The organism is Aeromonas sp. R10-1 (assembly GCF_040908465.1).
Taxonomy (GTDB): Bacteria; Pseudomonadota; Gammaproteobacteria; order Enterobacterales; family Aeromonadaceae; genus Aeromonas; species Aeromonas caviae.
Genome location: NZ_JBFODT010000024.1, coordinates 26030 through 51549, shown reverse-complemented (window position 1 = coordinate 51549; position 25520 = coordinate 26030). Strand labels below are relative to the sequence as shown.

22 protein-coding genes are annotated in these 25520 nt (G+C 60.7%); 13 read left to right on the top strand and 9 right to left on the bottom strand.

Going from position 1 to position 25520, the window contains the following annotated elements:
• Positions 1-16: 16 nt before the first annotated feature.
• The 7 genes from AB5Y93_RS11730 to AB5Y93_RS11700 all read right to left on the bottom strand — a co-directional run bounded on the left by AB5Y93_RS11730 (position 17) and on the right by AB5Y93_RS11700 (position 11971).
• Positions 17-4858 carry an NAD-glutamate dehydrogenase gene (locus AB5Y93_RS11730; RefSeq protein ID WP_368229409.1) on the bottom strand — a complete coding sequence of 1614 codons (4842 nt, stop codon included), beginning with the start codon at positions 4856-4858 and terminating at the stop codon, positions 17-19.
• Positions 4859-5132: 274 nt separating this feature from the next.
• On the bottom strand, positions 5133-5354 hold the full coding sequence (locus tag AB5Y93_RS11725) for a DUF2835 family protein (protein WP_010674767.1): 222 nt from the start codon (positions 5352-5354) through the stop codon (positions 5133-5135).
• 67 nt (positions 5355-5421) lie between these two features.
• Positions 5422-8046 carry an aminopeptidase N gene (gene pepN / locus AB5Y93_RS11720; RefSeq protein WP_368229407.1) on the bottom strand — a complete coding sequence of 875 codons (2625 nt, stop codon included), beginning with the start codon at positions 8044-8046 and terminating at the stop codon, positions 5422-5424.
• A 129-nt stretch (positions 8047-8175) separates the two neighbouring features.
• Positions 8176-10191 (bottom strand): carboxy terminal-processing peptidase, encoded by a 2016-nt coding sequence (gene prc, locus AB5Y93_RS11715; protein ID WP_041211433.1) that lies wholly within the window; start codon positions 10189-10191, stop codon positions 8176-8178.
• An 8-nt stretch (positions 10192-10199) separates the two neighbouring features.
• On the bottom strand, positions 10200-10844 hold the full coding sequence (gene proQ / locus AB5Y93_RS11710) for an RNA chaperone ProQ (protein WP_010674770.1): 645 nt from the start codon (positions 10842-10844) through the stop codon (positions 10200-10202).
• A 101-nt stretch (positions 10845-10945) separates the two neighbouring features.
• The gene (locus AB5Y93_RS11705) at positions 10946-11404 is read right to left on the bottom strand and encodes a GAF domain-containing protein (RefSeq protein ID WP_368229405.1); all 459 of its coding nucleotides are present in this window, start codon (positions 11402-11404) and stop codon (positions 10946-10948) included.
• A 108-nt stretch (positions 11405-11512) separates the two neighbouring features.
• Positions 11513-11971, bottom strand: coding sequence for a hypothetical protein (locus AB5Y93_RS11700; protein WP_103243112.1), 459 nt, complete (start codon positions 11969-11971; stop codon positions 11513-11515).
• A 279-nt stretch (positions 11972-12250) separates the two neighbouring features.
• On the opposite strand from AB5Y93_RS11700, the gene ccoN reads away from it, so the two are divergent.
• From ccoN to ttcA, 11 genes are all read left to right on the top strand, one after another.
• Positions 12251-13675, top strand: a complete 1425-nt coding sequence (gene ccoN, locus AB5Y93_RS11695; RefSeq protein ID WP_368229403.1) for a cytochrome-c oxidase, cbb3-type subunit I — start codon at positions 12251-12253, stop codon at positions 13673-13675.
• 18 nt (positions 13676-13693) lie between these two features.
• Entirely contained in the window at positions 13694-14308 is a 615-nt protein-coding gene (gene ccoO, locus AB5Y93_RS11690; protein WP_010674774.1) for a cytochrome-c oxidase, cbb3-type subunit II, read from the top strand.
• Positions 14309-14319: 11 nt separating this feature from the next.
• On the top strand, positions 14320-14499 hold the full coding sequence (locus tag AB5Y93_RS11685; RefSeq protein ID WP_010674775.1) for a CcoQ/FixQ family Cbb3-type cytochrome c oxidase assembly chaperone: 180 nt from the start codon (positions 14320-14322) through the stop codon (positions 14497-14499).
• Positions 14499-15488 (top strand): cytochrome-c oxidase, cbb3-type subunit III, encoded by a 990-nt coding sequence (ccoP, locus tag AB5Y93_RS11680; protein ID WP_039040785.1) that lies wholly within the window; start codon positions 14499-14501, stop codon positions 15486-15488. The genes AB5Y93_RS11685 and ccoP overlap by 1 nt, the downstream gene beginning before the upstream one ends.
• A gap of 113 nt (positions 15489-15601) precedes the next feature.
• Positions 15602-16090, top strand: a complete 489-nt coding sequence (locus AB5Y93_RS11675) for a FixH family protein (RefSeq protein WP_039040784.1) — start codon at positions 15602-15604, stop codon at positions 16088-16090.
• Positions 16091-16178: 88 nt separating this feature from the next.
• Entirely contained in the window at positions 16179-18575 is a 2397-nt protein-coding gene (locus tag AB5Y93_RS11670) for a heavy metal translocating P-type ATPase (protein WP_368229402.1), read from the top strand.
• Positions 18576-18657: 82 nt separating this feature from the next.
• Positions 18658-18864, top strand: coding sequence for a cbb3-type cytochrome oxidase assembly protein CcoS (ccoS, locus tag AB5Y93_RS11665; RefSeq protein ID WP_324020899.1), 207 nt, complete (start codon positions 18658-18660; stop codon positions 18862-18864).
• Positions 18848-19534 (top strand): sulfite exporter TauE/SafE family protein, encoded by a 687-nt coding sequence (locus tag AB5Y93_RS11660; RefSeq protein WP_219595753.1) that lies wholly within the window; start codon positions 18848-18850, stop codon positions 19532-19534. Before ccoS ends, AB5Y93_RS11660 begins: the two co-directional genes overlap by 17 nt.
• 68 nt (positions 19535-19602) lie before the next feature.
• The gene (locus tag AB5Y93_RS11655; RefSeq protein ID WP_041215139.1) at positions 19603-20358 is read left to right on the top strand and encodes an FNR family transcription factor; all 756 of its coding nucleotides are present in this window, start codon (positions 19603-19605) and stop codon (positions 20356-20358) included.
• A gap of 136 nt (positions 20359-20494) precedes the next feature.
• Positions 20495-21442, top strand: a complete 948-nt coding sequence (uspE, locus tag AB5Y93_RS11650; RefSeq protein WP_039040780.1) for a universal stress protein UspE — start codon at positions 20495-20497, stop codon at positions 21440-21442.
• A 67-nt stretch (positions 21443-21509) separates the two neighbouring features.
• On the top strand, positions 21510-22418 hold the full coding sequence (ttcA, locus tag AB5Y93_RS11645; RefSeq protein WP_325784730.1) for a tRNA 2-thiocytidine(32) synthetase TtcA: 909 nt from the start codon (positions 21510-21512) through the stop codon (positions 22416-22418).
• A gap of 71 nt (positions 22419-22489) precedes the next feature.
• Here ttcA and AB5Y93_RS11640 read toward each other — a convergent pair whose 3' ends face one another.
• A complete protein-coding gene (locus AB5Y93_RS11640) occupies positions 22490-23152 on the bottom strand; it encodes a DUF2987 domain-containing protein (protein WP_368229401.1) in 663 nt (220 codons plus the stop codon).
• Positions 23153-23213: 61 nt separating this feature from the next.
• The gene (locus tag AB5Y93_RS11635; RefSeq protein ID WP_042017089.1) at positions 23214-23969 is read right to left on the bottom strand and encodes a hypothetical protein; all 756 of its coding nucleotides are present in this window, start codon (positions 23967-23969) and stop codon (positions 23214-23216) included.
• A gap of 257 nt (positions 23970-24226) precedes the next feature.
• Here AB5Y93_RS11635 and AB5Y93_RS11630 point away from each other — a divergent pair, with 257 nt between their 5' ends.
• Together AB5Y93_RS11630 and rbsD are read left to right on the top strand one after the other, a co-directional pair.
• Positions 24227-24844 (top strand): glutathione S-transferase family protein, encoded by a 618-nt coding sequence (locus tag AB5Y93_RS11630; protein ID WP_368229400.1) that lies wholly within the window; start codon positions 24227-24229, stop codon positions 24842-24844.
• A 245-nt stretch (positions 24845-25089) separates the two neighbouring features.
• On the top strand, positions 25090-25509 hold the full coding sequence (gene rbsD, locus AB5Y93_RS11625) for a D-ribose pyranase (protein WP_368229398.1): 420 nt from the start codon (positions 25090-25092) through the stop codon (positions 25507-25509).
• Positions 25510-25520: the final 11 nt, after the last annotated feature.

Below are 25520 nucleotides of genomic sequence, written 5' to 3'. Positions count from 1 at the left end.
GCCGGGGCTTTTGGGGTTATGCCGAGGTTCGGCAATTCAACTGGAGCAGGTTCAACTCTCGCAAGGCCACCGAGAACTTGGCGAACTCGTGCGTGCTCGTGGTCTTGAAGTCGGCCAACATGTGGGTCCAACGGGACAAGAGTTGCTCATGCTCCGAAATCCAGTCGGCCAGTATGGTAGCGCATTCCCCCTGCTCTTTGCACCCTTCCAGTACCACGGAGGTGAGGCTGCGTTGCTGCCAGTCCAGATCTTCGCGGAAGGAGGCCCGCGCCATCGCCTGCCAGTGGTTGCCCACCGGCTGATGGTTGATCTGTTCGAGGAACCAGTGCAGATCCAGCTTGGCACCCAGGCGGTAGTAGACGTTGGCAACCCGCAGGATGTCGGTCTTGTGCTCCGCGGCAATCTGCGCCAGATCCAGGCAGGAGAAGAGGCTGCTCATGTGGGCCACGCGACGGGCGATGGCCTCCGGCACCAGCTTGTCCACCAGGGCGGCGACCGCCTGGCTGTGTTCGGCCACTTCGCTCTCGTCCATTACCTCATAAAGGTGCTGACTCAGGGTCTCGAAGGCCGGGCGGAAGAAGGCGATGTTCTCGCCGATGCTCCAGCTGCGGTTGCGGGCGCGCAGGAACCAGCGGGTGGCGCGGCGCACGATGCGGCGGCTGTAGAACATCAGCTCGAGCTGGGTCTGGGCATCCACCCTGTTGTCACACCCTTCGATGTCACGCCACAGGGCGCCGAGGCCGAACACTTCCCGGGCCATGGCGAAGCAGCAGGCCACTTCCGCCACCGAGGCACCGGTCTCGTCCTTCATCCGGCTGGCGAAGTTGAGCCCCATGTCGTTGACCAGCATGTTGGCCACCCGGGTCGCGATGATCTCGCCTCGCAGCGGGTGCTGGGCCAGGGCCGCGCCAAATTGCTGCTGCAACTGGGTCGGGAAGCTGGTGACCAGCATGTTGGCGAGGAAGGGCTCCTCGGTCACTTCCGGGCAATTGAGCTGCTCTTTGAGCACCATCTTGCCGTAGGCCACCAGCACGGCGAGCTCGGGTCGGGTCAGCCCCTGCCCTGCCGCCATCCGCTCGGAGAGCTCCTCGTCGGAGGGGAGGAACTCGAGCGCACGGTCCAGCTTGCCTTCCCGCTCCAGCCCCTGAATGAAACGCTGCTGCTCTTTCAACTGCTCGGCACCACGGAAGGCGGTCACCGAGATGGATTGTGACTGGCGGTAGGCGTTGGTGATGACCACCTGGGCCACCGCATCCGTCATCTCATAGAGCATCTGGTTGCGCTGCTTGAGGGTCAGATCCCCGGCGGCCACCAATTGGTTGAGCAGGATCTTGATGTTGACCTCGTTGTCGGAGCAATCCACCCCGCCCACGTTGTCGGTGAAGTCGGTGTTGATGCGACCACCCTGACTGGCATACTCCACCCGGCCAAGCTGGGTGAAGCCAAGGTTGCCACCCTCGCCCACGATGCGGGCTCGCAGATCACGCCCATTGACCCGCAGCACGTCGTTGCTGCGATCCCCGACGTCGGCGTCGCTCTCGCGGGCACTCTTCACATAGGTGCCGATGCCGCCGTTCCAGAGCAGGTCGACGTTCAGGCAGAGCAGCGCCTTGATCAGCTCGTTCGGGGCCATGCCGCTCTTGTCGGTGCCGAGCAGGGTCTGCATTTCCGGGCTCAGCTTGATGGACTTGGCAGAGCGCAGGAAGATGCCGCCCCCCTTGGAGATGAGCTCACGGTTGTAGTCATCCCAGCTGGAGCCGGGCAGCTCGAACAGGCGCTTGCGCTCGACGAAGCTCCTGGCCGCATCCGGGGTCGGGTCGACGAAGATGTGCATGTGGTTGAAGGCGCCCACCAGCTGGATGTGCTCGGAGAGCAGCATGCCGTTGCCGAACACGTCGCCGGCCATGTCACCTATCCCCACGCAGGTGAAGTCGGTGGTCTGGCAGTTGATGCCTATCTCACGGAAGTGGCGCTTGACCGATTCCCAGGCGCCGCGGGCGGTGATGCCCATCTTCTTGTGGTCATAGCCCACCGAGCCGCCGGAGGCGAACGCATCGCCGAGCCAGTGGCCGTATTCGAGGCTTATCTCGTTGGCGATGTCGGAGAAGGTGGCGGTGCCCTTGTCGGCCGCCACTACCAGGTAGTAGTCATCCTCGTCGTGACGCACCACGGATTTTGGCGGGATCACCTCGCCGCCGATGATGTTGTCGGTCACGTCGAGCAGGCCGCGGATGAACAGACGGTAGCAGGCCTTGCCCTCCTCCTGAATGACGGCACGGGGGGCGCCTGCCGGCATCTGCTTGCAGTAGAAACCGCCCTTGGCACCCACCGGCACGATGACGGTGTTCTTCACCTGCTGGGCTTTCACCAGACCCAGCACCTCGGTGCGGAAGTCCTCCTTGCGATCGGACCAGCGCAGGCCGCCACGGGCCACCTTGCCCCAGCGCAGGTGTACCCCTTCCACTCGCGGGGAGTAGACGAAGATCTCGAACTTCGGCAGCGGCAGCGGCATGTCGGTGATGCTGGAGGGGGCCAGCTTGAAGGAGATGTAGGGCTTGATGTTGCCCGCCTTGTCCAGCTGGTAGTAGTTGGTGCGCAGGGTGGCGTCGATCATCTCCACATAACGGCGAATGATGCGATCGTCATCCAGGTTGGCGACCTGATCCAGCTTGGCCGCAAGCTCCTCGTGCAGCTTGGCCTGCACCTTGGCATCCTGCTTGATGGCCGGATCCAAACGCTGTTCGAACAGAGTGAACAGCAGTTGGGCGATGTCCGGATAACGGGTCAGGGTCTCCTCGATATAGGACTGGCTGAAGGAGACGCCGGTCTGGCGCATGTATTTGGCATAGGCCCGCAGCACGGATACCTGACGACCGGTGAGGCCGGCCCCCAGTACCAGACGGTTGAAGCCGTCATCTTCCAGGGTCTTGTTCCAGATGGCGGCGAAGGCCTGCTGGAAGCGCTGCTGGCTCTGCTCCAGATCGAACGGTTGCTCACCGCGCAGCAGCATGGAGAAATCGAGGATCCAGAACACCTCGCCGGTGGGGGTCCGTACCTGATACGGGGTCTCGCCGATGACGCGCAGTCCCATGTTTTCCAGCATGGGCAGGACGTCGGAGAGGTGGATGGGTTCGCTTCGGTGGAACAGCTTGAGGCGTACCCGGCGATCGTTCTCCTCCTCCTGGGCGCGGTAGAACAGCATGCCAAGCGGCTCGGCCTCGCTCAATCCATCCAGGGCCATGATGTCCGCGACGGCAGAGCCCGGCAGCACATCTTCCTTGTAGGCGCGGGGGAAGGCGGTGCTGAAACGGCGGCGCAGCTCGTTGCCGCGGGCCTCGCCATAGTGGGAAAGCAGCACGGAATCCAGGCGGTCATCCCAGCTGCGGGCCGCTTCAATCAGGTTGTTCTGTACTTCGTTCACATCCACATCCACGTTGTTGTTGTTGACCCGCACTATGTAGTGGGTCCGTGCCAGCACACCCTCGGTGAAGTAGACGTTGAACTCCACATCGATGCTGCTGCCAAAATATTTCTGCAAAATCTGCTGGGTCTTGACCCGCAGCGCCGTGTTGTAGCGCTCCTTGGTCACATAGACCATGCAGGAGAAGAAGCGGCCGTAGACGTCGCGGCGCACGAACAGGCGCAGCATGTCTCGCTCCTGCATCTCCAGCACCCCGAGACCGGTGGCCAGCAGCTCCTCTTCACGGGCCTGGATCAGCTCGTCGCGCGGGTAGGTTTCCAGCACGTTCAGCAACGCCTTGTAGGCATGGGAGCCCGACTCAAAGCCGGAGGCGGCCATGATGCGCTCGAGGCGGTGGCTGATGAGGGGGATCTGGGTCGCACTGGTGTTGTAGATGGAGGAGGCATACAGGCCGATGAAGCGATCCTCTCCCACCACCTTGCCGTGCTCGTCGAAACGCTTGATGCCGATGTAGTCCACATAGGCCGGACGATGCACCCGGGACTTGCTGTTGGACTTGGTGAGGATCAGCAAGTCGGAACTGAGGGCCGCGTGACGGGCGCTGGCGGGCATGGTGCCGAGGCGCTGGCCTTCGTCCTTGATGGAGTTCTTCATCAGCCCTAGGCTGGACTCGGGCTGCGGCAGGATCTCGTGATCCCCCTCCACCGCCTTGACGTCGTAGCGACGATAACCCATCAGGGTGAAGTTGTGGGCGGCCACCCATTTGAGGAAGGCGACGCAGGAGTCCACCTCAGCCTGGCTGACCGGGTTCTTGCGTTTGGGTAGCTCCTCGATGATCTCGTTCAGGCGCATCAGCATGGGCTGCCAGTCTCCCACCGCCAGGGCCACTTCCCGCGCGACCGAGTTGAGCTCGGCAGTCAGGGCGTCCATCTCCTCTTCACCGGTCAGGTGATCGATTTCGATGAGGAAGGCGGTTTCCACCGAGGTCTGCTCTGCGGTGTTGTCCAGATCCAGGATGGCGCCAATCTTGCCGCCTTCGCCGCGGATCAGGTGCAGCGGCTGGTGCAGCATCATGTGTGCGGTGATATTGAGACGCTTGAGCGCCATGCGGATGGAGTCCACCAGGAAGGGGGAATCCTGCAGGATGATCTCGACGATGGTATGGGGAGACTGCCATCCGTGGCGGGTCAGCTCGGGGTTGTAGACCCGGATATAGGGCTCGATGCCGGTACGGTGGTTGAGGGCATTCCACAGACTGAGGGCGGCGCCATAGAGATCGCTGTCATTGCGGTCATGCAGATCAGTGCTGGCCATGTTGCCGTAGAACTTGGCAACGAAACATTCGACCAGGGAGGCACTGTTTTTCGGCAATTTCTGGTGGATCAGACTGAGAACGTTTTCGAGCAGAACGGAGGTAGGGGCGTCTTTCAATGCCATTGCTAGTTTCCTTATCGGACGACATCACAGACACGGCGACATCCACCCAGGATGCCCACCGGTACAGAGTTGCAGCGAAGTGTAATGTCTTGGATCAAGGAAGGCGAGCAAAGGTGATAACGGGATGTTAAAAACAAGGGGCAGATCACGGCTTGGGTTGTGATAAATTTTGCCAAGTTGGCAAAATTCAGAAAATCGCACTGGATGCCGCGCCATTTACCGGATAGATAGTGACTTAAAGCAGATATTTACCCGGATTGATGTTCAAGTTTTGTTAATTTATGCGTTCCAGGGAAATGAAGCGATGATCGTCCTGGGTTTTCAGTCGAAAGTAGCCGTGAACGCCGCTCTCCGACACAAAACGCCGGATTTTCTCCAACCCCAGCTCCAGGGTCAGACCCTGCTCGGTACGTACCACCAGGCGGTTCACCTGCCCCTGGTACATCAACATGATCTCGTCGCGGCCAAGGGAGAGCCGAAAAGTGTATTGCCTCATGTCACCTCCTGGTCATCCATGAAAAACGGGCAGGAGAGCCAGACTCCCCTGCCCGCCGTCGTGACGCTTACTGTGCCAGCGCCTTGCTCACCTTCTCGAACAGATCCCGCGCCAGCCCGTCCAGGTTGGCCAGGCGAGTCAGCTCGGCGCGAACCAGCGCCTTGCGCCCCTCATCGAGCCGCTTGAACTGGATAAGCGGGGTGATGAGGCGGGACGCCACCTGGGGATTGACCTCGTTGAGCTCGATCAAGAGATCGGTCAGGAAGCGATAGCCGCTGCCATCGGCGGCGTGGAACTGCACCTGGTTGCTCATGGCGAAGCTGCCGATGAGCGCCCGCAGCCGGTTCGGGTTGCGGATGCTGAAGGTCGGGTGCGCCATCGCCTGCTTCACGTCATCGAGCACATCCTTGGCCGGCTTGGCCCCCACCAGCCGCAGCCAGTTGTCCAGTACCAGGCCATCATGGGCCCACTTGCCTTCGAAGTCGGCCAAAAGCGCGGCGCGGCACGGCAGCAGATGGCTGTTGGCCACCTGGAGTGCAGCCAGGGTGTCGGTCATGTTGTCGGCGGTCCCGTACTGCTCGCGCACCAGGGTATCGGCCTTCGCGGCATCCAGCGCCGCCAGATAACCCAGCACCACGCCCTTGAGGGCCCGTTTGGCCATGTCGGCATGGACCACCTGATAAGCCGGCAGACGCAGGCTCTCGTAGCACGCCAGCAGGCGGTCGCCGAAGGCGTGGGCCAATGCGGTCTGGATCCCGTTGCGCACCTGGTGGATGGCGTCGATATCGGCCACCTCGAACAGCTCGGCCAGGGTCGCCTCTCCCGGCAGGGCCAGGATCTCTGCCTTGAGGGCGGGATCCAGTGCAGCCTCGTCCAGAATGGCGACAAAGGCCGCCAGCAGGGTGTGGGAGAGTTCAACCCTCTGCCCGTGCTGGACCCGCGCCACCCCGTCGATCACCGCCTTGTTGATCAGCATCTGCGCCGCATCCCAGCGGGCAAACTCGTTGCGGGCATGGCGCATCAGGAAGGCCAGGGCCTCGTCGCTGTAGTCATAGTGCAGCTTGACCGGGGCGGAGAAGTCCCGCAGCAGGGAGGGTACCGGTCTGACCGGCACCTGGTCGAATTCGAAAGTCTGCTGTGCTTCCAGCACGTCCAGCACATTGCCGATGGCCTTGCCCTGGTATTGCAGCGGGATGACGGCACCCTGTGCATCGTAGAGCTCGATGTCGAGGGGGATATGCAGCGGCAGCTTTTGTGGCTGATCCTGGGTCGGCGGGGTGTGCTGGCTCACGTGCAGACGATAGACACCGCTTTCGGTATCGTACTCGTCGGCCACGGTGAGCTCGGGGGTACCGGACTGGCTGTACCAGCGGCGGAAGCGAGCGAGATCCACCCCGGAGGCATCCTCCATCGCCTGCACGAAGTCGTCGCAGGTGGCGGCAGAGCCGTCGTGACGCTCGAAGTAGAGGCGCATGCCCGCCTGGAAGGCGTCCTCCCCCAGCAGGGTGTGCATCATGCGGATCACTTCAGAGCCCTTCTCGTAGACGGTCAGGGTGTAGAAGTTGTTCATCTCGATCACCACATCCGGGCGGATGGGGTGGGCCATGGGGCCGGCGTCTTCGGCAAACTGCGGACCGCGCACGGTGCGCACGTTGTTGATGCGGTTGACGCCGCGCGACCCCAGATCGGAGGAGAACTCCTGATCCCGGAACACCGTCAGCCCCTCTTTGAGGCTTAACTGGAACCAGTCGCGGCAGGTGACGCGGTTGCCGGTCCAGTTGTGGAAGTATTCGTGACCGATCACCCGCTCGATGCCGTGGTAGTCCGCATCGGTGGCAGTGGCCGGGTTGGCCAACACGAACTTGGAGTTGAAGATGTTGAGCCCCTTGTTCTCCATGGCCCCCATGTTGAAGAAGTCCACCGCCACGATCATGTAGATGTCGAGATCATACTCGAGGCCGAAACGCTGCTCGTCCCAGCGCATGGAGTTGATGAGGCTCTCCATGGCGAAACCGGCGCGGTCCAGGTTGCCCTTGTCCACGAAGATCTCGAGCGCCACCTGGCGGCCGCTTTTGGTAATGAAGTGGTTGCGCTCCACGTCGAAGTCACCGGCCACCAGGGCGAACAGGTAGCTCGGTTTGGGGAAGGGATCCTGCCACTGCACGAAGTGGCGACCGTCGTCCAGATCGCCGCTCGCGACCTTGTTGCCATTGGAGAGCAGATAGGGGTACTTGGCCTTGTCGGCGGTGATGCGGGTACTGTAACGGGCCAGGATGTCCGGCCTGTCCATATAATAGGTGATACGACGAAAGCCCTCGGCCTCGCACTGGGTGCAATAGGCATCGCCGGATTTGTAGAGCCCCTCCAGCGCCGTGTTGGCGGCGGGATCGATGTCGGTGACCACGGTCAGCACGCACTCGGCCGGCAGGTTGAACAGGGTCAGGCTGCTCTCTCCCTGCTCGTATTGCTGATAGGGCACGCCATCCACACTGACGCTGACAAGGTCAAGCCCCTCGCCGTCCAGCACCAGGGGTTCGTTGTGATCGCCGCTGCGACGCAAACGGGAGATGGCGGTGACCCGGGTCAGGGGCTCTTGCAGCTGAAAATCGAGATCCAGGCTGTCACACCAATAGAGGGGAGCCTGGTAATCCTGGCGATATTTGGCCGTCATGGCCTGAGGTTGTTCAGTCATTATTGTGTGCTTCCACGCTTTGTTATTGACGTGTCAGAGGCTGTCACAAGGCTCGGACAGGGTCAAATAGTTTGCATTCAGGCAAAAGAAAGGGCGACCCGAGTCGCCCTTGTCATTTCGTTGCCAGCATCAGCTCTTCTTGCTGAGGGTGGCCAGATCCGCCGTGATGTTGGCCGCTTCCACCTGGTATTCGTCAGGTGCCTCGAAATCGGTCGGCAGTTCATCCAGGCTCTTCACCGTCGGCTTGCCAAGACGGGTCAGCCGCTCGTTGGCTCGCGCCAGCGCCTTCTCGTCCTGTTTGGCCTGTTCAGCCAGCCGCTCGGCTTCGTTCAGGGAGACCGACTTCTTGTCCTTGTCCGCCTGATACTCCTTGATGTCCTGCAGCACATAGGCAAATTCCGGATCCTTGGTGATCCGTGCCTCGTGGGCCGCTTTCAGCTTGGGCAACAGGCTGGAGAAGTCCCCCAGTCGCTCGTAGCTGGCCGAGGCGATCTTGTCCCAGGGCAAGGCGTTGAACTCGCGGCTCTCCCCCGTCTCCCCCGGCGCGACCGCAGTCGGGAAGGCGATGTCGGGTGCAACCCCCTTGTTCTGTGTGCTGCCGCCATCGATACGGTAGAACTTGGCGATGGTGTACTGCACGTGACCCAGCGGCTGCTCGTAGAAGTCATAGACCTTGGCGAGGCTGCGATGCTGCTGCACCGTCCCTTTGCCGAACGAGTTTTCGCCGAGGATCAGCGCACGACCATAGTCCTGCATGGCGGCGGCGAAGATCTCGGAGGCCGAGGCGCTGTAGCGGTCGATCATCACCGACATGGGGCCACCGTAGTAGACATTGCCGTCGTCGTCTCCATTGACGGTGATGCGACCCATGTGATCACGGATCTGCACCACGGGGCCGCTGGCAAAGAAGAGACCGCTCAGGGCGGAAGCTTCCGTCAGGGCACCGCCGCCGTTGCCGCGCAGATCGACGATGAGGCCGTCGATCTTCTGCTTGTTGAGGCTGGAGATCTCCTTGATCACGTCGTCGTGCAGGTTGACGTAGAAGCTAGGGATCTCGAGCACGCCGATCTTCTTGCCCTCGGCGGTGATCACCTTGGACTTGGCGGCTCTGTCTTCCAGACGCACCTTGTCACGCACCAGCTCCACCAGCTCGGTCTTGGCGGTCGCGCCCTTGCCGCGCTGGATCTCCAGCTTCACCTTGCTGCCCTTGGGCCCCTTGATGAGCTCGACCACGTCGTCAAGACGCCAGCCTATGACATCCACAATCTTGCCGTCGTCCTGCCCCACCCCGGTGATCTTGTCATCGGGTTTCAGGTGATTGGACTTGGCCGCCGGGCCGCCGGGCACCAGGGAGCGGATGACGGTGAAGTCATCTTCCGCCTGCAGCACGGCACCAATCCCCTCCAGCGAGAGGTTCATCTCGGTGTTGAACCGATCGGCGCTGCGCGGAGACAGATAGCTGGTGTGCGGTTCAATGGCGCGGGCGAAGGAGTTCATGAAGAGCTGGAACACGTCCTCGCTCTCGGTCTGGGACATCCGCTTGATGGCGTTGTTGTAACGCTTGCCAAGCAGCTCCTTGATCTCGGGCCACTCCTTGCCGCTGAGCTTCAGGCTCAGGGCATCGAACTTGACCCGCTGACGCCACAGCTCGTTGAGCTCGGCTTCATCCTTGGGCCAGGGAGCCCCTTCCCGATCGAAGACGTAATTGTCTTTCTGGGTAAAATCGAAGGGAGTGTCGAGCAGTTTGAGGGCGTATTCGAACCGCTCGTACCGCCGCTGCTGACTCAGGTTGAACATCTCGTAGGCCGGAGCCAGTCGCCCTCGCTCGAGGTCGGTGTCAAAACCGGTACGATATTTCTCAAAACGGCTGATGTCAGAGGCCAGAAACAGGTTGCGGCTGTAGTCCAGATTCTCCAGATACTTGTCAAAGATCACGGAGGAAAAGGCGTCGTCCAGCTTGAACTGTTTGTAGTGGGAGCGGGTAAACAGATTGGCAATTCGCTTGCTGGCCGTAGCATGTTGGCTCTCTTGAGCCAACACAGGCAAATCACTTTCCTTGAGCACCGGCTCGATGGCCTGTGCGAGCCCGGCAAGCGCCAGGCTACAGGCAACGAGTGAAAAACGAATCACGCCATGCTTCAACATTCGTCTCCTTAGAGAACCAGATGCTCGAACTTGACCCGCAACATCATGCCGGTCTGCAATTGAACCTGTACGTCATCCTTGGTCACTTCCTTGATGGTCGCAGGCACGGGGGACTTGCCCAGCACGACGCGCACGCCCTGCTCGACTTTCAGAGTAGCGGCATCCACTTTCACCAGCGGCGCATCGGCGACCGGTGCAGCCTTGGGAGCAGGGGCGGACTTGGGCTTGTCGGAGCGGGGAGCGTCAGCCTTGCGCGGCGCGTTGCGACGCGGCTGCTTGGGCTTGTCTTCCTTCTCCTTGGTGTTGGTGCGGCGGCTGGCAAAGACACGTTCCTTGCTCTCCTTGAGCGCCTGTTTGGCATGCTCGATGTGCTCTTCGGTGAGCAGCTCGCCCGGGTTGCCGTCCAGATCGACACGGGCCTGGCCAGCCTTGAGGCCATGCAGGTAACGCCAGCTGGAGGTGTATTGACGCAGAGCAGAGCGCAGCATGGTCTTGGAGACTCTCTCGTCATCAGCAAGACGCGCGGCCAGATCCTGGAAGATGCCAATCTTGAGTGGCTTGGCCTCTCCTTCAGCGATGAAGCAGGCCGGGAATTTCTCGACCAGGTAGGCGACGATCTCTTTACTGTTCTTCAGCTTTTCAGTGTTTTCCATGTATAACCTTGGCTTTCATATAGACGCACGGGCATGCCCGAACACAACAAAGGCCCCATTATAGAGAGCTTGGGACCTTTTGCGAACCATCTAGCAATGACTTAGAGCATGCTTTCCAAAATTTGCACCGTTTCTTCGAGGCCAATCCGGTCCTGCTCGTCAAAGCGGTTAAAGATTGGACTGTCGATGTCCAGCACCCCGATGATCTCCCCGCCACGGCGCAGCGGGATCACGATTTCCGAGTTGCTGGCACCGTCACAGGCGATGTGACCCGCAAACTGGTGCACGTCGTCCACCAGCTGGGTCTTGCCCTCGGCCACCGCAGTGCCACAGACGCCGCGCCCGACCGGGATGCGCACACAGGCCGGCTTGCCCTGGAACGGGCCGAGCACCAGGGTCTCGCCCTGCAGCAGGTAGAAACCAACCCAATTGATGTCAGCCAGTTCCTGATTGAGCAGGGCAGACAGGTTTGCCAGGGTGGCGATCATGTCGGGTTCGCCCTCCAGCAATGCCTGGGCCTGCTGGTTGAGCATGCGATAAAATGCTTGTTTTTCAATCATGATTAAATGAACTTCACTCCTTGATAATCAATGCAAGGTACCGTCCTGCCTGAAAATTTCAAATCAATTTTCAATTATCCCCCCTCCTGGGGCCCGATGAGAGGCCGTTCAACGTGCCGCGCCCAACGTCAGTTGATGGCGCTGACCATTGCTCCACTCGATGGTCAGGAGCCAGTCCATCGCCTCGGTCGTACAACTTCCCACCTGGGTCACCCCTCGCCACCCCGTTTGGCTGGGTTCAAACAGCACGGGGATGAGCCCCATGAACATCTCCTTGCCCTCGAGCCAGGCCTTGACCGGCGTGATGGCCGGCACACCCCCTTGAAGGCGCAGGACAAAGTCATGTTCAGGGCGGATCGGCAAGCCATCGATGCTGACCGTCAGCGGGCGATCCCCGACGATGAGGCGGCAGGGGCTGTGGGACAGATCACAAATCTGAACATTGGTGCCCTCTGCATGGTCGCTTCCAGTGCCTGAAAACCAGGTTCGATAGGCCATCAGGGAGAGCAAAATGACCAGCACCATGGACAGGTGGACGATTTTGCGTGAAGTGAGTCTCTCTTTCATGAAAAAACAGCTCTGTAAGGTACTTTGAAAATGTAATTTTCGTGATCTGGCGCAAGGTAAAAACTGGCGGACATGAGACCCGCTGGAGCCAAATATATCACTGTTTGTACTGTTATTTTACCGGTCATTTCAGTATCATTCTCAATGGATTTTCATTTAACCACCTTTTGCTTTTCCTTTTATTAACAGATGTTAACGAGAGGATTTTGCAAAACCGGGGTGAAAATGGCCCAGGACACCGGGCAACACAAACAACAGCATCGGAAGCGGAATACAACGATGAGCCATACAACAAACCACCCTGAGTACAACTACACCGTTGTGCGCCAGTTCACCGTCATGACGATTGTCTGGGGTATCGTCGGCATGTCGGTGGGTGTATTGATTGCAGCCCAGCTGATCTGGCCTGCCCTCAACTTCGACACCCCCTGGCTGACGTACAGCCGTCTGCGTCCCCTGCATACCAATGCGGTCATCTTCGCATTTGGTTGCAGCGCCCTGATGGCCACCTCCTTCTACGTGGTGCAGCGCACCTGTCAGGTCCGACTGTTTGGTGGTCCCCTCGCCTCCTTCGTGTTCTGGGGCTGGCAGGCGATCATTCTGACTGCAGCCATCTCGCTGCCGCTGGGGTACACCACCTCCAAAGAGTACGCCGAGCTGGAGTGGCCCATCGACATCGCCATCGCCGTGGTCTGGGTCAGCTATGCCATCGTCTTCTTCGGCACCCTGGTCAAGCGCACCACCTCCCACATCTATGTGGCGAACTGGTTCTTCGGTGCCTTCATCATCACGGTGGCCGTACTGCACATCGTCAACAACATGGAAGTGCCGCTCTCCGGCATGAAGTCCTACTCCATGTACTCCGGTGCCATGGATGCCATGGTGCAGTGGTGGTATGGCCACAACGCGGTGGGCTTCCTGCTGACGGCGGGCTTCCTTGGCATGATGTACTATTTCGTGCCCAAGCAGGCGGGTCGCCCCGTCTACTCCTACCGCCTCTCCATCGTGCACTTCTGGGCGCTGATCTCCCTCTATATCTGGGCCGGTCCGCACCACCTGCACTATACCGCCCTGCCTGACTGGGCCCAGTCGCTGGGCATGGTGATGTCCCTCATCCTGTTCGTGCCCTCCTGGGGCGGCATGATCAACGGCATCATGACCCTCTCGGGTGCCTGGCACAAGCTGCGTTATGACCCCATCCTGCGCTTCCTGATCGTCTCCCTGTCGTTCTACGGCATGTCGACCTTCGAAGGCCCCATGATGGCGATCAAGACCGTCAACGCCCTCTCCCACTACACCGACTGGACTATCGGTCACGTTCACTCCGGTGCCCTGGGCTGGGTTGCCATGGTGTCCATCGGTGCCGTCTACCACCTGATCCCGAACCTGTTCGGGCAGGGGCGCATGTACAGCATCAAGCTCATCAACGTCCACTTCTGGCTGGCCACCGTGGGCACCGTGCTCTATATCGTCGCCATGTGGATTTCCGGTGTGATGCAGGGCCTGATGTGGCGTGCGGTCAACGACGACGGCACCCTGACCTACAGCTTCGTGGAGGCGCTGCAAGCTTCCTATCCCTTCTACTTCGTGCGCTTCCTGGGTGGCTGCTTCTTCGTCACCGGCATGCTGCTGATGGCCTACAACGCCTATCGCACCGTCACTGCGCCCAAGGGTTCTCTGGAACCCGTCGCACAGCCAGCCTGATTTGAAGGGGTTTAAAGCATGAGCAACAACAACCGTCACGAGATTTTTGAAAAAAGCGTCCCCATGCTGGTCATTGGCATCATCTTCGCCATCAGCCTGGGGGGCCTGGTGGAAATCACCCCCCTGTTCTTCCAGAAGCAGACCAACGAGCCGGTGGAGGGCCTCAAGCCCTACACCGCCCTGCAGATGGAAGGACGCGACATCTACATCCGCGAAGGCTGCACCGTCTGCCACAGCCAGATGATCCGCCCGTTCCGCGCCGAGACCGAACGCTACGGCCACTACTCGGTTGCCGGCGAGAGCGTGTGGGAGCACCCCTTCCTGTGGGGCTCCAAGCGTACCGGCCCGGATCTGGCCCGGGTCGGCGGCCGCTACTCCGATGACTGGCATCGCGCCCACCTCATCAACCCGCGCGACGTGGTGCCCGAGTCCAACATGCCGGCCTTCCCCTGGCTCGAGACCAATGTGCTGAGCGGCGAGCTGACCGGCAAGAAGCTGGCTCTGTTCCGGGATCACTTCGGCGTGCCCTATACCGATGCCGACATCGCCGGCGCCGGTGAGGCCGTCAAGGGCAAGACCGAGCTGGATGCGCTGATCGCCTATCTGCAATCACTGGGCCATGCCCTGAAATAAGGAGTCGGGATATGGATTACGGCACATTTCGCGGCCTGTACACCCTGCTGCTGATGGTCATCATGATTGGCATCATCGTCTGGGCCTACAGCAAGCGCCGCAAGGCTTCTTTCGACGAGGCCGCCAACCTGGTTTTTGCCGATGACGAGCAACCCAGTGCTGATAACAAGAACGCAGGAGCGAAGCAATAATGAGCACTCTGTTTAGCATTTTTGTGACCGTCATAAGCCTTGGCACCATTCTCGGCTGCTTCCTGCTGCTGGCCTGGTGCATGAAGGACAAGATGGGGGCCGAAGAGGGCAAACCCATGGGTCACACCTTCGACGGCATCGAGGAGATCAACAATCCCCTGCCGAAGTGGTGGTCCTATATGTTCCTCTTCTTCATCGTCACCGGGCTCATCTACCTGCTCGCCTTCCCGGGCCTTGGCAACTTCAAGGGTCTGCTGGGCTGGCAGAGCTCCAACCAGGATGTGCGTTCCCTGGCCGAGTCCAAGGCGGCGGCCGAGTCTGCCAAGGCCGAAGGACGCGCGGTGGAATACGACCGGGAACTCGCCAAGGCCGACGAGATCTACGGCGCCAAGTTCCGCGAGCTGACCTATCAGGCTGACGGCAAGAGCTACAAGGAGATCACCGAGATCGCCAAGGATCCGGAAGCCTTGAAGGTGGGTCAGCGCCTGTTCCTGCAAAACTGTTCCCAGTGTCATGGCTCCGATGCCCGCGGTGGCCGCGGTTTCCCGAACCTGACCGACAGCGAATGGCAGTGGGGCGGCGCCCCCGACCAGATCAAGACCACCATCATGGGCGGTCGTCAGGGGATCATGGCCGCCTGGGGCGAGATCCTGGGTCAGGACGGGGTGAAGGAGGTGGCCTCCTATGTGCTGAGCCTCTCCGGTCGCAAGGTTGATCTGGTGGAAGCCAAGAAAGGGGAAGCACGCTTTGCCATGTGCGCCGCCTGCCACGGCCCGGATGCCAAGGGCGGCATCGCCTTCGGCGCACCCGACTTGACCAACAACATCTGGCTCTATGGCGGCTCCCGTCAGGTGGTCGAACAGACCATCACCCACGGGCGCCACGGCGTGATGCCGGCCTGGAAGGACATTCTGGGGGAAGACAAGGTACACCTGCTCGCCTCCTACGTTTACAGCTTGTCCCACAACGATCGGCAAAATCAGCAGTAACATGTGATAAGCACGTGATTAATCAGCAAAAAGCCTCGACTCTTCGAGGCTTTTTGTTATCTTGTGTTGGCTGAATTACCGCCATTTCGTTAACCATTTGTTTCGGTAGCATCATGACCCAACCCTGGTATCGCCAATTCTGGCCCTGGTTCATCATCGCCCTCCCCTGTGCCGCCGTGGTAGGCAGCATCGCCACCGCCATCATTGCCAGCAAGGATGGGGTCAACCTGGTAGCGGAGGACTACTACAAGCAGGGCAAGGAGATTAACCAGGATCTCAGCAAGTTCGATCGCGCCGAGGCGCTCGGCATCCGTATCGCCCTCAATGTCAGCGACAAAGAGCTGACCTTGACTCCCCTGGCAGGGAAGATCCCACCAGGACAAGCACTGCACCTCTCCCTGTTTCATCCCACGTTGGCGGGCCTGGACAGCGAACATCTGCTGACGGCCGATGGCAAGGGAGTCTATCGCCTGATGCTGGACAAGCCCCTCACCGGCAAGTGGCACGTGCGGGTCGATGCCTTCAACCATGAATGGCGCCTCCAGGAGACGGCACAACTGCCGACTCAGGCAGCGATTGAGCTCGATCCCAAGGGACGTTGAATCACGAAGGCAGGGTGATCGGCACGCCGGTCAGCCGCCCTTCTCCCCGACCCGGCCTGCAGGGCTGCATCAAAGAGGGATGATCACCATGACCGGCTGTTTTCACTGTGGTGAACCGGTTCCCACTGGCAGTAACTTTACTCTCGAGATCAAAGGCATCGTTCAGCCGATGTGCTGCCCTGGCTGCCAAGCCGTGGCACAGACCATTCTCGAATGCGGCCTCGCCAGTTATTACGAACACCGCACCGCTCCCGGCATCAAGGGGGAGCTGGTGCCCGAAGAGCTCGCCGCCCTCACCCACTACGATCTGGCGGAGGTGCAGCAGGAGTTCGTCACCGACACCGGTACGGGTCGCGAAACGACGCGCGAGATCCAGCTGACGGTGGAAGGCTTGACCTGCGCCGCCTGTGCCTGGCTCATCGAGCGGCACCTGATGACCCTGCGCGGTCTGCGTTACATCAACGTCAATACCACCACCCATCGCGCCCGCATCAAGTGGGATCCGGCCCAGCTCTCTTTGAGCGACATTCTCAAGGGTTTTGCCAGGGTCGGCTATCGCGCCTATCCCTTCCAGACTCATCAGCAGGAAGCGCTCTACGCCAAAGAGGTGCGCAGCTACATGTTCCGCATGGCGCTGGCCGGCCTTGGCTCCATGCAGGTGATGATGTGCGCCGTGGCACTCTACATGGACCTCTTCATCAGCGTGGAAGAGGAGTTCATGATCTACTTCAAGTGGATAAGCCTTCTGCTCTCCACCCCCATCATGATCTACTCGGCCCAGCCTTTTTACGTGGGGGCATGGCGCAGCCTGAAGCAGGGGCACCTCTCCATGGATGTGTCGGTGTCGCTGGCACTGATCGGCGCCTTCGTCGCCTCCATCTGGGCCACGGTCTTCAACACGGGTGAGGTCTATTACGACTCCATCACCATGTTCGTCTTTTTCCTGCTGTTGGGCCGTCTGCTGGAACTGCGAGCGAGGCGCAAGGCGTCGGAGTCGAGCTCCAACCTGGCGCGTCTGGTGCCCATCATGGCGACCCGCATCGATGATGACGGCGAACACGAGGTGGCCGCCAAGACGCTGCGAGTCGGAGACAGGGTGCGGGTACTCGCGGGGGCCACCCTGCCGGCAGACGGCATCGTCACCTTGGGCCAGGCCAGCCTCAACGAATCCATGCTGACTGGCGAACAGTTGCCTCTGCTCAAGCAGGCCGGGGATCCCGTCTATGCAGGCACCATCAATACCGATGCCCCCCTGGAGATCCGGGTCAGCCATCCCATTGAAGAGTCGCGTCTGGCCCAGATCATGCGCCTGCAGGATCATGCTCTGGACGACAAGCCCGCCATCGCCCAACTGGCGGACGTGCTGTCGCGCCACTTTATCCTGGTGCTCCTGATCATTGCGGCCGCGGTCTGGACCTTCTGGCATTTTCATCAGCCCGAGCGGGCCTTCTGGGTCACCCTGGCGGTGCTGGTGGCGACCTGTCCCTGCGCCCTCTCGCTGGCCACCCCGACCGCACTGACCTCGGCCACTGCCAACCTGACCCGCAGCGGCATCCTGCTGCGCCGCGGCCACGTGCTGGACATTCTGACCCGGGCCAACCGCATCGTGATGGACAAGACGGGAACCCTGACCACGGGCAACATCAGCCTGGTGAGCACCCAGCCCCTCAGCGAGCTCGACGCAGCCCGCTGCCTCGCACTCGCCCATGCCCTGGAGACCTACTCCGAGCACCCCATCGCCCGTGCGTTTCGAAGCAAACCACTGGCGGACGGGGTGCCGCTCGCCGCCAGCGACGTCACCCCCGTCATCGGCCACGGCGTGCAGGGAGTGATTGAGGGCAAGCATTACCGCATCGGCAGTGCACACTGGCTCGAACTGGCGCAAGAAGAGAATGCCGCTCAAGGACTGGCCATCTATCTGGCCGATGAACACGGACTGCTGGCCCGTTTCATCCTGGCCGACACGCTGCGCCCCGATGCCGGTGCACTGATCCAGGCCTTCAAGGAGGCAGGCCTGCAAACCACCATTCTCACCGGCGACGGTTCGGACCAGGCGGACATGCTGGCCCGCGAGCTGGGGGTCGATGAGCTGGTAAAAGGGGTCAGCCCGGACGGCAAACTGGCCTATCTCAAGGCCCGTGAAGCGGCCGGGGATATCAGCATCATGGTGGGAGATGGCATCAACGACGCCCCTGTGCTGGCTGGCGCCCACGCCTCCTTTGCCATGGCGGGGGGCACGGATCTGGCCAAGAACAGCGCCGACGCCATCCTGCTGGCCGACGATCTCTCCCGTCTGCTGGCCGCCCGGGCCCTGGCCCTGCGCACTCGCAAGATCATCAAGGAGAACTTTGCCTGGTCCATCGGCTACAACCTGCTTGTGCTGCCGCTGGCGGCCAGTGGCTGGCTCCCCCCTTATCTGGCGGCTGCTGGCATGTCCCTGAGCTCCCTCATCGTGGTCACCAACTCCATGCGGCTTAACCGGTGAGCAGCCGTCTGGCATCCTCCCGGGTGGCGGCAACTCTTGCCTCGCTGGGTTATCATCCCCCTTTCACCACAGGGTCTGCGCCTTGAACATCATCTTCGTCCTCATCCCCATCGCCATCCTGTTCGTTGTCATTGCCGGCGCCGTCTTCTTCTGGGCCATCCGCTCCGAGCAGTTCGAGGATCTCGACAGGCAGGGCTCCAACATCCTGTTTGACGAGGAGCAGCGCCCCTTGCCCCCCCCTGAACAACACCCTGAAGAGGAAAACAGTCCCCATGACCAGCAGCCTTGACCTCATGGGCGCCCTGCTGGTCGGGCTTGCCGGTGCCGGCCACTGCATCGGCATGTGCGGCGGCGTGTCTGCAGCGCTCTCCATGGCCATACCTGCCGAGAAGCAGCATTTTTGGGGCCGACTCGGTTATCTGCTCAACTACAACCTGGGGCGCATCCTGAGTTATGTGCTGGCGGGGGCTCTGGTGGGTGGTTTGCTCGCCACCACCACGGAGATAGGCGCTGGCAAACACGCCCTGGCAGGGCTTCGCCTCATCGCCGCCCTGCTGATGATAGCGCTCGGCCTCTACTTGGCTGGCTGGTGGCATGGCGTCTTGCTGCTCGAGCGCATCGGTGCGAAGTTCTGGCCTCTCATCAAGCCGCTGGCAGGCAGGTTTCTCCCGTTTACATCAGCCTGGCAGGCCCTCCCCTTTGGCATGATATGGGGTTGGCTCCCTTGCGGCCTCGTCTACTCCATGCTGACCTGGAGCGCTGCCGCAGGCTCCGCGAGTGGCGGGGCGCTCATCATGCTCTTTTTCGGCCTCGGCACGCTGCCGACCCTGTTTGCGCTGGGGGGGCTGGCAGACCGATTGCGCTACTGGCTCACCCTGCGCAGCCTGCGCCTTGGGGGCGCCTTGCTGCTTATTGCCTACGGGATCCACACCCTCTGGATCGGGATGGCGTCCTTTTGAAACCCTATCCAAAACGGATGAGATGGTGGTAAACTTGTTTGATATAAATCAATTATTCATTTGAGCCTATGATCCCGGACAAGAAACCTGGCAGACGTATTCAGAGCGGTGGCTGTGCAATTCATTGCCAGGATTGCAGCATCAGCCAGCTCTGCATCCCCTTCACCCTGAACGACAACGAGCTCGATCAGCTCGACAGCATTATCGAGCGAAAAAAGCCGATCCAGAAGGGTGAAGAGTTGTTCAAGGCTGGCGATGAGCTCAAGTCGCTCTATGCCATACGTTCCGGGACCATCAAGTCATACACCATCACCGAACAGGGTGACGAACAGATCACCGCCTTCCACCTCGCCGGTGATCTGGTCGGTTTCGACGCCATCCACAAGCAGGCCCACCCCTCCTTCGCCCAGGCGCTGGAAACCGCCATGGTGTGCGAGATCCCGTTCGATGTGCTCGACGACCTCTCTGGCAAGATGCCCAAACTGCGCCAGCAGATCATGCGGCTGATGAGCAACGAGATCATGGGCGACCAGGAGATGATACTGCTGCTCTCCAAAAAGAACGCCGAAGAGCGCCTCGCTGCCTTCCTGCACAATCTCTCGGTTCGTTTCTCCGAGCGCGGCTTCTCCGCCAAGGAGTTCCGCCTCTCCATGACCCGTGGGGACATCGGCAACTACCTCGGTCTCACCGTCGAGACCATCAGCCGCCTGCTGGGCCGTTTCCAGAAATCCGGTCTCATCAGCGTCAAAGGCAAATACATTACTGTACTGGACAACGTTGCCTTGGGCGTCATGGCCGGAGCCACTCGTCCTCCCTGCGGTTAATCCCCGTTTATTCCCTTTTTTGCCGGATCGGATCACCCTGAAATTTGATCCGGCACACCTTCCCGTCTCCCCCCTTGGACTAAGCTGTAATAGCTAAAGAGTTGCCATCATTGGCCTTTTTGCCAAGGAGGAGAACATGGTCAAGTACCGAAACATTCTGGTGGTGATCAATCCCGAGGAGGAGCGCCAAATCGCGCTCGAGCGCGCGGTCAAGGTCGCCGAGCTGGATGAGGGCGCCCAGCTGACCCTGCTCCTGACGATTTACGACTTCTCTTACGAGATGACCGCCATGCTCTCGGCAGACGAGCGGGAAGAGATGCGCCATGGTGTCATCGCCCAGCGTCGGGAGTGGCTCGACGAGATCCTCACTCCCTATCGGGCCAGAGGGCTGGAATGCGAAGTGAAAGTGCTCTGGCACAACCGTCCCTTCGAGTGCGTCATTCAGGAAGTGCTGGAGCAGCGTCACGATCTGGTCGTCAAGGCGACTCACAAGCACTCCTTCCTGCAAACCTTCATCTTCACCCCCACCGACTGGCACCTGCTGCGCAAATGCCCCTGTCCGGTTCTGCTGGTAAAAGAAGGGCACTGGCAACGGGGGGGGAACCTGATTGCCGCCATCAACTGCTCGAGCGATGACAAGGAGCAGAAGGTGCTCAACGAGCGGATCACCCGCGAGGGGATCGCCATCGCCGAGCTGCTTGGTGCCAGTCTCTATCTGGTCAACACCTACCCGGGCACTCCGGTCAATGTCGCCATCGAACTGCCAGAGTTCGATCCCAACGCCTACAACGATGCCATTCGCAAACACCATGAAGATCTGCTGCGGGAACATGCCGATCAGTTCGGCATCAACCACATGTGGACCAAGGTGGCGGAAGGCTTGCCGGAGGAGGTGCTGCCGGACATGGCGGACGATCTGAATGCCACCCTGATGATCATGGGATGCGTCGGCCGTACCGGACTCTCTGCCGCCCTGCTTGGCAACACCGCAGAGCACGTGGTGGACAGGCTCAACTGCGACATTCTCATCCTCAAACCCGACGATTACAGCTGCCCTGTGGATGACAGGCGTCATCCTGCATAAGCGTTTCTTGCCCTCCCCCGGGACATGGCTATAATAAGCCGCTTATTTTTGTCCCGGGTTTGAGGCCATGCTAGAAGAGCTTAACGCCAAAGAGAAATACAGTTTCAACAAGCTGCAGAAACGCCTGCGGCGCAACGTGGGCCAGGCCATCGCCGACTTCAACATGATTGAAGAGGGTGACAAGATCATGGTCTGCCTGTCTGGCGGCAAGGACAGCTTTGCCATGCTCGACATCCTGATGAGCCTGAAGGCCAGCGCCCCCATCCATTTCGATCTGGTGGCCGTCAACCTGGATCAGAAACAACCCGGCTTCCCCGAGCACGTGCTGCCTGAATACCTGAGAACCCTCGGCATCGACTTCAAGATCGTGGAAGAAGATACCTACTCCATCGTCAAGGAGAAGGTACCAGAGGGCAAGACCACCTGCGCGCTCTGCTCCCGCCTGCGCCGTGGCATTCTGTATCGCACCGCCCAGGAGCTGGGTTGCACCAAGATCGCCCTTGGCCATCACCGTGACGACATCCTCGAGACTCTGTTCCTCAACATGTTCTATGGTGGCAAGCTCAAATCCATGCCCCCCAAGCTGGTGAGCGACGATGGCAAGAACGTGGTGATCCGCCCCCTTGCCTACTGCAAGGAGAAAGACTTGGTGCGCTATGCCGAGGTCAAGGCCTTCCCCATCATCCCCTGCAACCTGTGCGGCTCCCAGGAGAACCTGCAGCGCCAGGCCATCAAGCAGATGATGCAGGAGTGGGATCGCCGCTTCCCGGGCCGTCTCGAGACCATGTTCACCGCCATTCAGGACGTGATCCCGAGCCACCTGCTCGATCACCAGCTGTTTGACTTCAAGAGCATCAACCGCGACTCCGGCATCATCGATGGTGGCGACAAGGCATTTGATCCGCCTGAGCTGCCCAAGGCGCCGCTGCTGGACATCGACGAGATGGACATGCTGGACGTGATTGAGGTGCGCTAAGCCCCGTCACCCACAAAAAAGGAGCGCCAGGCGCTCCTTTTTTCATTCTGGCAATCTGCGGACTCGGGTCGCTACTCCTTGTGCAGCCAGGGGGTCAGGCGCAGGCTCTCCCCTTGCAGTTGCAGCTTGCCCTGGGCAAACCCCTTCAGCTGCGCATTGCTGAGCAGCAGTTGCCCCTGCTGCCAGGAGACGGCCTCCTGACGGGCACCCTCCACAAGGTAGGCTGTGCCTGCGGGCGCCACCATGGAGATCCTCACTCCTTCCATCTTGGGCAGGAAATACTGGCCGACCATGCCGGCCATCTTGTCGAGCAATCGCTGCATCTGCTGCTGGCGCGAGACAAGTTCGACCAGCGGCACCTCGGGTGTGGCGGGGGCGTCAGCCATCACCTGTACCGACAGATCGCAGGCGGCGTGGGCCTCGGTGAGCCCCACCACCACGATCGCCTTGTCGAGGTTGAGATCATCGTCATAGGGCAGACGCAGTTCGCCATCCACCGTGACCTCGGCGGGCACATCCCTGTCCGGGGTCGAGACCCGGGCCGAGGTGAACCCGCAGCGCCGACCGTTCTGTTGACTGGCCAGATAAAAGCCCAGTCTGGCGTGGCCAAATTCCCCCTTGGCGAAGGTCTTCATCTGGCTGTAGAAGGTGCCGTAGTCGAGTTCAAGGGACGGCTCAGCCTGTCCCAGCATGGGTACCAGCAGGAGCGCCGCCATCCCGTATCGCTTGTTCATATGCCATCCTTTTGCATCATGCTCCGGGCGGGTCGACACCGGCTGACCCCCTGGTATCCCGTTACGCGTTGAAATGATCCGGGCCCTGCCCGTCGTTGCCACTGGCAACCTCGGTCACTTCGACTGCCACCCCACACAGATCCCGGTAGAGAATGCCCTTGCAGTTGAAGTAGAGCGGCGCCACCCAGATAAGTCCCAGCCCCATGGGGATGAGCGCCAGGAAGAAGAGTGCCAGCATGACCCCGTGCAGCAGCACTATGCTGGGCCAGCCCCGGGCAAAGAGCTTGAGGGAGACCAGAATGGCCTGAGCCGGGGAAAGACCGCGCTCCAGCACCAGAGGTACGGTAAACACCAGCCCCATGCCCACCAGGGCGGAAGGGATGAAGGCCAGCATCACCGGCACGCCCAGCAGCTCGAACAGGGGGCCAAACAGGCTGGTGATGAGGCTGCCGAGCAGACTCAGGCTGCCCAGGCGCAGGAAGTGGCGGAAGAAGTCGAATACCTGGCTCGGCCGGGCGCGCACCCCCACCGACTGCTGCAACCCCAGCATGTCGAGGGAGGAGGTCATGGGTGACATGATCACCGTGACCAGCAGGCTCAGGATCAGGGCCATATCCATATCCCCTCCTTCACGGGCGACATAGGGCGTCAGCAAGGTATTGCTCAGCAGGATCCAGATTGCCATGACCCCGGCGATGGCCAGCGCCAATCCGAAACCGGTGCGACGAGTCTGTTGCCACCCCTCTTTCAACACCCCTTGCAGGTCCAGACGATATCCCTGGCTGAGGGACTGTTCGAGGGTTCCACCGATCCGCATTCTATTACTCAATTGACTGTCCAACATTCACTGACGACTGATCCAAGGTGGCACATTATAGCGGTTTGAACCGGCATGCGTAGCCGTTTTTCCTGTTATCTTCCGTTCAGAAAGCCATTGATACCAAAGGCCTTGCAGCCCTTCTTGATGAGGTTCCCCTCACCCTTGGCCCCTCTGTCCAACGGGAGTAGGATGATGGCGCACGCTGGCGGACGAGATGTCCACTGGCTCTTCTCTTTCACACAAGGAAAACGGTCATGTCCGAACTGACGCTCTATCTTGCCCCCGGTACCTGTGCCATGGCGGTACGCATCGCTCTGGTGGAGGCCGGTGCCACTCACCTTGTCAAGCGCCTGGATCTGGCCGCTGGTGAACAGCGCAGCCCCGACTACCTCGCCATCAATCCTAAGGGGCGAGTCCCGGCACTGGTGACGGAGCATGGCGTGCTGACCGAAACACCGGCTCTGCTGCTCTACGTGGCCCAGCGTTTTCCTAACGCCGGGCTGGCCCCATTGGATGACCCCTTCCTCCTGGCCAGGATGCAGGAGGTGCACAGTTTCCTCGTCTCCACCGTCCATGTCGCCCATGCCCATGGACGCCGTCCCGGCCGCTGGGCCGACGATGAACAGGCCATGGCTGCCATGCAGGCCAAGATGCCCCAGAACATGCGCGATGGCTTTGACCAGATTGAGCGCCACTATCTGGCCGGCCCCTGGGTACTGGGGGAGCGCTTCAGCCTGGCCGACATCTACCTCTTCGTGATTGCAGGCTGGCTCGAGAGCGATGGGGTGGCCATCAGCGAGTTTCCCAAGGTGGCGGATCACTATCAGCGCATGCTGGCCCGCCCCGCAGTGCAGGCGGCGCTCGCCCTCTGATCTCCTCGCGCCGGGTACGCCTTTTTGTGCGGGCAACATCCGGCGACGCCTCTCAGACGGGTGCTCTTCTGGCACCCGTTTCTTCTGAAATTGCCCTGTCACTGAGATCGTTTTCACATTTTCGTCATCACTGCCTAGACCCGTTAACGGTTAACACCTATCTTTCGCCCTAATGACGCAACCGGTTGCGTAACCGATTGCCCAACTCAATATCCACATGCGGTCCCAGGCCGCCGAGGTGCAGTATGAAACGAGGCAAGCTGCTCAATGCTCCCTTAAGCGCGCTGGTCGCGCAGATGGGCCACACCGACGAGATCACCGTCTGCGACGCTGGCCTGCCCATTCCGGCAGGCCCCGAGCGTATCGATCTGGCGCTGATGGCGGGCACCCCCAGCCTTGAAACCGTACTGACCGCCCTGCTCACCGATCTGGTGGTGGAGAAGGTGATCATGGCAAGCGAGATCAAGGCGATCAGCCCCGCCACCCATCAGGCGCTAGTGGATCAGCTGGAGGCGCACGCCGCGGCTCAAGGCAAGCCCATCGCCATCGAGTACTGCCTGCACGAAGCGTTCAAGGCTCGCTCCTGCCAGAGCAAGGCTATCGTGCGCAGCGGCGAGGTGACTCCCTACGCCAACCTGATCCTCTGCGCCGGTGTGGCGTTTTAAGCCTCTTCAAG

Bases quoted from the DNA above. Each gene is read 5' to 3' on its own strand.
- AB5Y93_RS11730 (WP_368229409.1), bottom strand. From the start codon at position 4,858: ATGGCATTGAAAGACGCCCCTACCTCCGTTCTGCTCGAAAACGTTCTC.
- AB5Y93_RS11725 (WP_010674767.1), bottom strand. From the start codon at position 5,354: ATGAGGCAATACACTTTTCGGCTCTCCCTTGGCCGCGACGAGATCATG.
- pepN (WP_368229407.1), bottom strand. From the start codon at position 8,046: ATGACTGAACAACCTCAGGCCATGACGGCCAAATATCGCCAGGATTAC.
- prc (WP_041211433.1), bottom strand. From the start codon at position 10,191: ATGTTGAAGCATGGCGTGATTCGTTTTTCACTCGTTGCCTGTAGCCTG.
- proQ (WP_010674770.1), bottom strand. From the start codon at position 10,844: ATGGAAAACACTGAAAAGCTGAAGAACAGTAAAGAGATCGTCGCCTAC.
- AB5Y93_RS11705 (WP_368229405.1), bottom strand. From the start codon at position 11,404: ATGATTGAAAAACAAGCATTTTATCGCATGCTCAACCAGCAGGCCCAG.
- AB5Y93_RS11700 (WP_103243112.1), bottom strand. From the start codon at position 11,971: ATGAAAGAGAGACTCACTTCACGCAAAATCGTCCACCTGTCCATGGTG.
- ccoN (WP_368229403.1), top strand. From the start codon at position 12,251: ATGAGCCATACAACAAACCACCCTGAGTACAACTACACCGTTGTGCGC.
- ccoO (WP_010674774.1), top strand. From the start codon at position 13,694: ATGAGCAACAACAACCGTCACGAGATTTTTGAAAAAAGCGTCCCCATG.
- AB5Y93_RS11685 (WP_010674775.1), top strand. From the start codon at position 14,320: ATGGATTACGGCACATTTCGCGGCCTGTACACCCTGCTGCTGATGGTC.
- ccoP (WP_039040785.1), top strand. From the start codon at position 14,499: ATGAGCACTCTGTTTAGCATTTTTGTGACCGTCATAAGCCTTGGCACC.
- AB5Y93_RS11675 (WP_039040784.1), top strand. From the start codon at position 15,602: ATGACCCAACCCTGGTATCGCCAATTCTGGCCCTGGTTCATCATCGCC.
- AB5Y93_RS11670 (WP_368229402.1), top strand. From the start codon at position 16,179: ATGACCGGCTGTTTTCACTGTGGTGAACCGGTTCCCACTGGCAGTAAC.
- AB5Y93_RS11660 (WP_219595753.1), top strand. From the start codon at position 18,848: ATGACCAGCAGCCTTGACCTCATGGGCGCCCTGCTGGTCGGGCTTGCC.
- AB5Y93_RS11655 (WP_041215139.1), top strand. From the start codon at position 19,603: ATGATCCCGGACAAGAAACCTGGCAGACGTATTCAGAGCGGTGGCTGT.
- uspE (WP_039040780.1), top strand. From the start codon at position 20,495: ATGGTCAAGTACCGAAACATTCTGGTGGTGATCAATCCCGAGGAGGAG.
- ttcA (WP_325784730.1), top strand. From the start codon at position 21,510: ATGCTAGAAGAGCTTAACGCCAAAGAGAAATACAGTTTCAACAAGCTG.
- AB5Y93_RS11640 (WP_368229401.1), bottom strand. From the start codon at position 23,152: ATGAACAAGCGATACGGGATGGCGGCGCTCCTGCTGGTACCCATGCTG.
- AB5Y93_RS11635 (WP_042017089.1), bottom strand. From the start codon at position 23,969: ATGCGGATCGGTGGAACCCTCGAACAGTCCCTCAGCCAGGGATATCGT.
- AB5Y93_RS11630 (WP_368229400.1), top strand. From the start codon at position 24,227: ATGTCCGAACTGACGCTCTATCTTGCCCCCGGTACCTGTGCCATGGCG.
- rbsD (WP_368229398.1), top strand. From the start codon at position 25,090: ATGAAACGAGGCAAGCTGCTCAATGCTCCCTTAAGCGCGCTGGTCGCG.